Source organism: Mesorhizobium sp. M1A.F.Ca.ET.072.01.1.1 (assembly GCF_004023325.1).
Taxonomy (GTDB): domain Bacteria; phylum Pseudomonadota; class Alphaproteobacteria; order Rhizobiales; family Rhizobiaceae; genus Mesorhizobium.
In genome coordinates this window covers 1-3,970 of sequence record NZ_RZSF01000463.1, presented here as the reverse complement: position 1 = coordinate 3,970, position 3,970 = coordinate 1, and the positions used below count along the sequence as shown (strand labels likewise).

General features: G+C 66.5%; 2 protein-coding genes. Both read right to left on the bottom strand.

The window, feature by feature from the left end; translation table 11 throughout:
* On the bottom strand, positions 1 to 664 hold a 664-nt coding region (locus EOA32_RS34260; protein WP_245499490.1), incomplete at its 3' end, for a TIGR02679 domain-containing protein.
* Positions 661 to 3,970: TIGR02680 family protein (locus EOA32_RS34255; RefSeq protein ID WP_128374070.1), on the bottom strand; the 3,310-nt coding region annotated here is incomplete at its 5' end. The genes EOA32_RS34260 and EOA32_RS34255, both read right to left, overlap by 4 nt.

The window sequence follows — 3,970 nt, the reverse complement described above, 5'->3', positions numbered from 1 at the left end:
GCGCATCGGGATCGTCTTTCGGTTCGGTCAGTCTTTCGCTGCCCTCGTCCGCAATGGGCGAGGTGCCCTGACGCCAGACTGCCAGCACAAGCGCCGCCGTCCCCCGGCCATTGTCGAGCGCATGGGCGTCGCCCAACACGTCGGCGGCGAGTTGCGAGCGCGTAATGCCGTCAGCGGGCAGACGCCGCAGTACCTCTTCGGCTCGGTGGCACAGCTGCGCTGCCGCTTCCGGATCCTGTCGGGCGAGCCGCTTGATGAGGCCGATGCCCGTCGGGGTCCGCAGCAAGCTGGCCAGGCGCGAATCGCCGCAGCCTTCGATCACGCCCGTCCAAAGCGTCTGCGTCCGCAGGCGGGTTCCGGCGAGATGAATGATGGGACCGTCGAGTTTTTCCAGAGCATCGCGCAAGGAACTGGCGATACCAGCGTGTTGCAAAGCGGCATCGACGGCGTGAACGTCGATGCGCAAGGATTTCGAGTGGCGCGGCGCGCGCCCGAGCAGGCCGGCCAGCGCCGCGTGTTCCTCGACGCCGAGTTCGTCAATGCGAATGTGATCAATGGTCTCGAGCGGCGCGCGCTCGAAGCGTTGGCGCAATCGCCTGCGCAGCGAAGCGAGGTGATCGCCGCCGAGCAGGCGTTGAAGGGGGACGTCGGGCTGGCCGCTCATGCCGGCGCAAATCGGCGATCGGGATCGGCCTGAAGCGTCTTGTCTCGTCCGTCCCAGGTCCACCGCGAGACGAATACGGCATCGATCCCTTCGCGTCGCTGCAATTGACATATGGCGACGCCGGGCAGCTCGGCATAACATGCCCACTCGCGCTCGCTGGTGATGACAAAGTCGAGGTCGAACTCGCGGATCAGTCCCATGCAGTGCGCACGCGCGGTGTCATCGATGCCGGCAAACGCTTCGTCGAGCAGCATCAGCCGTGGGGCGAGCGCATAGCTGCCCTGACTGTAGAAGCTGGCGACCGCGGCGAACAGCGGCACCGTGAGGCCGAGCGCCCGCTCGCCGCTCGACGCGGGGCCGGAAAGCTTGCCCCAACCCCCCTCCTGCCAGCGTTCGACGCGGAAGCGATGCCAGTGGCGATAGTCGAGTGCGCGGGCGAGCTGATCGAGCAGGGTGCCGCCGGCATCTCTTGCGTCGATCGCATCGGCGCGCTCCCGCTCGGCGGAGATGCGTTGCTGCAGCATGGCGCCCACGACGCTGCGGTCGTCCACCGACCAGAGATCGGAGCTGGTGTTGAGCAGGCGCTTGCGCGCCAGGTCCAGGCCAATAGGGGCGCCTTCCTCCTCGGCCAGCGGCTGCCATACTAGGCGGTAGCGCAGGCCGGTGGAGGTGGGACGCTTGTGCAGTTCCCGGTTAATGGCGTCGACTTGGATTTCCGACGCGATCTCGGCCTGCAGATGGTTCTCTAAAACGGCCCGCTCATTGGCAGTGAGCAGTTCGCTGCGCTGGGCAATCTCTTCGGCGAGCCGCATGGCGAGGCGGTCGGGCCGTTCGCGCCGATTCTGATAGATGATGTTCACGCTGAAGCCCCAGTCGTTCTGGTCGGCCTGGACCTGGTGGCCGAGCGCGCCAAGTGCGCGCTGCAATTCGGTGAGTTCTTCCGATATCTGGCGCTGTACGCGTGCCCATGCCTCGTCGTCGTCCTTGAGACCGGACAGTCCCTGTTCCGCCCGCCGAGCCAGCGTCAGGGCGGGGTCGATTGTCCACAGGCCATCCATGTCGGGCAGATCGATATCCGGCAGCGCGGCTGACAATAGACCGGTGTCCGCGAATTGCTGAAGTTTCAATATTGCCTGGGCGCGGGCTTCGCCGCGCTGCAGAAGATTGACGTTTGCCGTCTCGACCTGCTGGCTAGCGACTGCTCGCGCCTCGCCCTTGTCGCGCAGCACCTCGTTGGCTAATTTCGACGCGGTTTCGCCCGATTCGACCGCAATACGGGCATCGGACAACTGCCGCTGCAATTCCTCGACTTTGGTGCCAACCGTGTCCCGCAACACGTCGAACCGGGCGAACGCGTCTTCTGCTTCAATGCGGGCAGCCGCGAGGTCCTCTTCACGCTGCCGCATGTCGCCGCGCGCCTCGTCCTCGCGGATCCGCTGGCGCTGCCATTCCGGCATAGCCAGACGCAGCTCGTGGACGGCTTGCTCGAGCCGGACCTGCGCATCGCGATAGTGCTGCAGCGCTGTCTCGAGAATGCGCAATGCGTCGGGCGATTCCGGCAGGCGCAGGTCCGCGGCGTCAGCCGCGAGCTGTTCATGAACGGCCTTGAGCGCCTTTTCGGCAACGAGGCACTTCATGTCGGCATCAGCGAGCCGTTCGCTGGCCAGCCGGGCTTGGCGGGTCGAGGCGGCGGCCGCCAGGTGAACGCTGCGCAGTGCCTCGTCGGCGGGCGCCCGGCGCAATTCTTCATCGGCCAGTTCACGATCCAGCGCGAGCTGTGCGGCCATGGCTTGCGCGGCGGCCAGTTCGGCTGAAAGCTCCGCGAGGCGCTCCGAAATCTCGGCCAGCCGACGCGTGCGGGCTGTGGCGCGGGCGACATGTCCGATAAAGACCGCCGCCGGCTTGCCCCAGGCGCCGCATAGGCTGCCGAGGCGAAAACGGCCGTCCGGAGCAATCCAGGCCTCGCTGTCGACGGGATCGTCATCCGCGCAGGCGATGCTGGACAGCACTCGCCCGACGACGTCATCCGGCATATCGCAGCCGGCCGGCACGGTGACATGCAGCCAGTCGGCAAGTGACTGTGAACGGTTTTGCCGCTCAAGCACTTGCACGTCGAGCAGCGGCCTGCCGTCGTCGCCAGCCTGAAGGCGGCCGTCCGGCGATATCCAGGCATCGAGCAGCCCGGCCGCTTCGAGCGCCGCTTCGAGACCCGCGCGCTGTGTGGCCGTCGTCTTATCGCGAAAGTCCACCACCTGCCACAATGGCGCACCCTGACGGTTTTCCCGGACGGATGTACCGCGCGTGTAGGGCAGGGGCGGCGCAATATCTGCACCAGCCTCCAAACGCTCGCCTTCTTCGCTAAGCCTTTCGTTTTCGCTCGCCAGTGCCTGACACTGGTTATCGATCTCCACGCGACGCTGTGTGAGCGCATGGCTGGCATGTTGATGCGCCGATTGCAGGAGGTGCCGGGCAGGATCATCGCCCTGCAACGCTACCGCCCATTCCGCTAGGGCAGCCAGGGCCGAGAACCTGTCGTCGGGGTCGACATGCAATTGCTTCAACCCGATGAAATGGCCATCCCAACTTTCAACCAGGCTCCGGCCTTCTCGTTCGACCTCGGCATCGGCTTGTGTGCGGCGCCCGGCGGCTTCTTCGGCCTCGAGTCGCCGTTCGTCCTGGATTTCACGCCGGCGCGCATAGATCGCCTCGGCCTGTGCGACTTCGGCCTGGCGGCGGCGCAGCACGGCAATCTCCTCGCGCCGGCTGTCAACAAGGCTGCGAAGTCCGGCGCATGCCTTGTCGAAGGCCTGCCGCGTCAGTTCGACCAGTTCGGGCGCTTGGGATACGGCAAGCGGGCTTGCGCCATGCTGGGCGGTAATGCCGGTCGCATCTGCGTGGGCCGCGCTTTGCCGGCGCAGATCAGTCAAAACACTTTCCGCCTGTTCCATGCGCCGGGCCGCGCGTTCCGTTTCCTCGGTGCTGAGCCCTAGTCGCCGGGTCGCCTCCTCGAGCGCCTCGGCTGCCTTGCGCATTGCTTGCCGACGCGCCGCAGCCTCCTTCTGCGCGCCTTCGAGGCGGTTGGCATCCTGCATCGTGGGGTCGGAGCGTAATGTATCGAGCCGCGCGCGCCCGCGCGCGAGATCGATCTCGGCATCCTGGTGGGCGGTTCGGGCAAGCGCTTCCTGCGCTCGTGCTTCATCGAAACGGGCCTGGGCTTCACCGCGCGCGCGGCTGGCATTGTCGAACTCCGTCTGCGCCTGGCGCAGCAACCGCGCCTGTCGGCGGGTCTGCGTGCCGGCATAGGCG